This window comes from Chryseobacterium sp. VD8, assembly GCF_037149975.1.
GTDB classification, from domain to species: Bacteria; Bacteroidota; Bacteroidia; order Flavobacteriales; family Weeksellaceae; genus Chryseobacterium; species Chryseobacterium indicum.
The window spans coordinates 1-2,937 of record NZ_JBBCQL010000351.1; the positions used below are offsets into that span (position 1 = coordinate 1).

The following is a 2,937-nucleotide window of genomic DNA, read 5'->3' on the forward strand; positions in this document are numbered from 1 at the left end:
CAACAATCAACCCTATAAGCTTCGTTTTGTTCATTTTCAGACTTTTGGCAATTTTATTCGGGGTATAATTGATGCTTTTTGCAACGTCAAGAATTCTGGTTTTGGTCGCTTCACTAATTCTGCTTCCTTCTTTTTTATTGAGAACATAGGAAACCGTAGCTACAGAAACCTCTGCAATTCTCGCAATATCTTTAATAGAAGCTCTTTTCATAATTTTCTGACTTTGATGCAAAAATATTTCATAAAAAATATAAAAAACAATAGACGTTTTTTTTGGTCGTTTTGAAAATAATTGTAGATTGGCAGTTTTTCGAAACCGAAATAAAATAAAATTCAAAACATTAAAAATCAATCAGTTAAAATTAATTTCAAATTTAAATTATTGGTATATTAATTCAATATTAATCAACTAAGACTTTATGGCTCCTGTTTTGGTTAAACGTTTTACCTTCTAAATTTAATTAATTTTTAATTTAAATCAAAACAGAGGAGAATAATTTTCTTGTTTTCTGTTGTTAAAACCAATATTTTAGACAAATTATCCAAGACTTATGGAAATTGACCAGATTCTCGACCGCATTTACTTACTTCCCGAAATCTCAAAAATAAAACTGAAACAATACATTACAGAAGTTTCTTATCCTAAGAATTTCTGTCTGATGGAAGCTGGAAAGGTAATTCCTCATATTTATTTGTTGAAAAAAGGAATTGTTCGTGCGTATGCATCTACAGAAGACAGAGACATCACATTCTGGTTCGGAAGTGAAGGCGAACCTGTGGTTTCCATGAAAAGTTATGTGGAAAACAATCCCGGATACGAAAATATTGAACTGTTGGAAAACTGCGAATTGTATCAACTGGAAACAGAGCATCTTAAAAAATTATTCAACGAAGATATTCATATAGCGAATTGGGGAAGAAAGTTTGCGGAAAGAGAACTGGTAAAAACCGAAGAACTGATTATTTCAAGACAATATAAAACGGCTCTTGAAAGATATAAAGATTTGGTAAAAAACAAACCTGACCTGATCAGAAGGGTTCAGCTTGGGCATATTGCTTCTTATTTAGGGATTTCGCAAGTGAGCTTAAGTAGAATAAGAGCGGAGATTAAGCTGTAGTGTTTTAGGGTTGGAGTGTTTGAGAATTTTAGCGTTTGAGAGTGTGAGGGTTGTAGGGTTGTAGAGTTTGGATAGATGAGATCTAATCTTTACAGTAGATTTTTTAACAATTGTAAAATTTTATTCTTACCAAATTACGGAACTTTGCAATTGTAAATGACAAAAAAATGAATTGGATCATCTTGATTATTGCAGGGTTATTTGAAGTTGCCTTTGCTTCATGTCTGGGAAAAGTAAAGGAAACAAGCGGAACAACAATGTACTTTTGGTTTGCAGGTTTTCTGATCTCTTTAACGGTAAGTATGCTTTTACTGATTAAAGCCACCCAAACCTTACCTATCGGAACCGCTTATGCCGTCTGGACAGGAATTGGAGCGGTAGGAACTGTTTTAATGGGAATTTTCTTTTTTAAAGATCCGGTAAGCTTCTGGAGAATTTTCTTTATTGTGACTTTAATTGGATCTGTGGTTGGATTGAAAGCTGTTTCTGCACATTAAAAAAAATTAAAGATAAATTTATAATCTTGTTAAATGCTTTATAGCAAAGCCGTTTTCAGAATTTGAAAGCGGTTTTTTTATTACAGAAAGTTTATAATTTTAATTATCTTTGAAAAAATTTCAACCATGAAAAAAACTTTACTTCTTTTGTGTTGCGGCGGTCTTTTATTAGCTCAAAATACGTCTCAACTGTTCAATACAAACTGGTATATTTCACAAATGATTATAGGAGGACAAACAACCGTTACTCCTACGATGGATCAGTCGCTTCAGCCTTCTACATTTTCGAATTCATCGGGAAGCAACGTTTTTACTTCAAAGTATTTTAATGTTTCCGGAATACCGCTTACCTTTTCTACGATAGATGATTCCTTTATTAAAAACAGTTCTGCAGGATGTACGTTGGCAGATTACTGGGGAAACAATATGACTGCTGTACAAGGATATGATCAAAAAAACTGCGACTTTTACGTTAATCCGGCAATTGGTCAAGTTTATAATTATCAGATTGTTCCCAATGGTTCAGGAAAGACTTTAATCATAACAAATCCTTCTAATAGTAATAAAATCTATTACAACAGTTCCATTTTATCTACAAAAGAGAATAATCTTAAAGCTACCATTTCTTTTCAAAATCCTGTAAAGGACAATTTAATTGTGATAAATCTGGAAAATGATCTTCCTGTAAAGGTTTTCAATATGCTTGGACAAATGATGTATGAAGGTAAAACATCTGACAAAAAAGTGAAGATTGATACTCGGAATTTTGTAAAAGGACAATATATTTTAATGATTGAAGGACAAAAACCTTTGAAATTTATTAAAGAATAAATTGTTTGTTATCATTAATACAGCAAAAACGTCTTCGCAATGAAGACGTTTTTTATTTTTTATACACCAAAGGCAGAATTTCATTTTCTCTAAGCCCGTATTTTTTTATTTCCTCTTCGGTAAACTGTTTGGAATAAAAATTAATATCCGTTTCAAACCCTGCTTTTCTCAGTCGGTCGAAATAATCCATTCCGTACCAACGAACGTGATCGTACTGCCCGAAATGTTTCTGACGTTCTTTCGGATCTTTTATCGTAAAATCTTCATACGTTTTTTCCAGAGAATTTTTCATCGGAACCTGCAGAATTCCCCAACCTCCCGGTCTTAAAACACGATACAGTTCGTTCATCGCTTTGGCATCATCTTCAATATGTTCCAGAACGTGGTTACAAAAAATAATATCGAAGCTTTCATTTTCAAAAGGAAGATCGAGAATGTCTGCTTTTACGTCTACAATCGGCGAAAAAAGATCGGCAGAAATGTAGTTTAAG

Annotated in this window: 5 protein-coding genes; 3 read left to right on the forward strand and 2 right to left on the reverse strand. The window is 32.8% G+C overall.

The window, feature by feature from the left end; genetic code table 11:
* A partial coding sequence (locus tag WFK35_RS21895; protein WP_336734682.1) for a LacI family DNA-binding transcriptional regulator occupies nt 1-211 on the reverse strand: 211 nt, incomplete at its 3' end.
* Nucleotides 212-551: 340 nt separating this feature from the next.
* Here WFK35_RS21895 and WFK35_RS21900 point away from each other — a divergent pair.
* From WFK35_RS21900 to WFK35_RS21910, 3 genes are all read left to right on the forward strand, one after another.
* Complete coding sequence (locus WFK35_RS21900) at nt 552-1,118, forward strand: Crp/Fnr family transcriptional regulator (RefSeq protein WP_235131922.1); 567 nt, start codon at nt 552-554, stop codon at nt 1,116-1,118.
* A 167-nt stretch (nt 1,119-1,285) separates the two neighbouring features.
* Nucleotides 1,286-1,615, forward strand: coding sequence for a DMT family transporter (locus tag WFK35_RS21905; protein ID WP_116099649.1), 330 nt, complete (start codon nt 1,286-1,288; stop codon nt 1,613-1,615).
* 126 nt (nt 1,616-1,741) lie between these two features.
* Nucleotides 1,742-2,446, forward strand: a complete 705-nt coding sequence (locus tag WFK35_RS21910; protein WP_336734685.1) for a T9SS type A sorting domain-containing protein — start codon at nt 1,742-1,744, stop codon at nt 2,444-2,446.
* A 52-nt stretch (nt 2,447-2,498) separates the two neighbouring features.
* On the opposite strand, the gene WFK35_RS21915 is transcribed toward WFK35_RS21910, so the two are convergent.
* Nucleotides 2,499-2,937: class I SAM-dependent methyltransferase (locus WFK35_RS21915; RefSeq protein WP_336734687.1), on the reverse strand; the 439-nt coding region annotated here is incomplete at its 5' end.

Excerpts from the sequence above, each read along its gene's own strand:
- WFK35_RS21905 (WP_116099649.1), top strand. The coding sequence starts at position 1,286 with ATGAATTGGATCATCTTGATTATTGCAGGGTTATTTGAAGTTGCCTTT.
- WFK35_RS21910 (WP_336734685.1), top strand. The coding sequence starts at position 1,742 with ATGAAAAAAACTTTACTTCTTTTGTGTTGCGGCGGTCTTTTATTAGCT.
- WFK35_RS21900 (WP_235131922.1), top strand. The coding sequence starts at position 552 with ATGGAAATTGACCAGATTCTCGACCGCATTTACTTACTTCCCGAAATC.